Below are 621 nucleotides of genomic sequence, written 5' to 3' on the forward strand. Positions count from 1 at the left end.
GTATTATTTAATATCCTTGCTTTTATTTTCTTCATACCGGGAATTGCCCTAGCTGCAAACGTTCAACTAAATATTACTTCGAGTAATCTTGTCGCCAAAACTACTAAAGCTGTTAGCGATTCTACTTTAATATCAGATATTAACCTGACTCCCCAACAACGCCAACAACTCCAGGGTATACGTCAGAGAAGAAACAAGGAAATTCAGGCAGTATTAAATTCATCTCAGCGTGCCCAATTTGCTCGCAATCTCCGCGCTGGTAACAATATCAATCAAGCGCTCAAAACACTGAAGTTACAACCAGAACAGCAAGAATTAGTGGACGCAATATTGAAGTTTACTAACTTGAAAATGAAGGCAACCCTATCTCGCTATTCGCTCAAAGTCAATCAAAAATGAAGGTTTTATTTTTAGATTAAAATGTTTGCGATCGCCACACTTATGGAAATAATTTACCAATGTGAATTTCAATTTCCGGAAATGGGATGGAGGATAACGTCCCTTGTTGTCTGGGAAAAGGTTAAGGGGTAAGGGGATTTGGATGTATTTGAAACCTTTCCCCCTTCCCCTTTCCCCTTTCCCCGAACCGTATTGCCTACGCCCGCGCTTTCAAGGACAAAT

The 621-nt window shown here is 40.1% G+C and carries 1 protein-coding gene; it reads left to right on the forward strand.

The genetic code is table 11. The annotated features are described in order from the left end of the window. Positions 1-399, forward strand: a 399-nt coding sequence (locus GNE10_RS34995) for a hypothetical protein (protein WP_221643113.1), incomplete at its 5' end; no start/stop codon positions are given. Positions 400-621: the final 222 nt, after the last annotated feature.

The sequence above is a fragment of the Nostoc sp. 2RC genome (genome assembly GCF_014222165.1).
GTDB lineage: Bacteria > Cyanobacteriota > Cyanobacteriia > Cyanobacteriales > Nostocaceae > Nostoc > Nostoc linckia.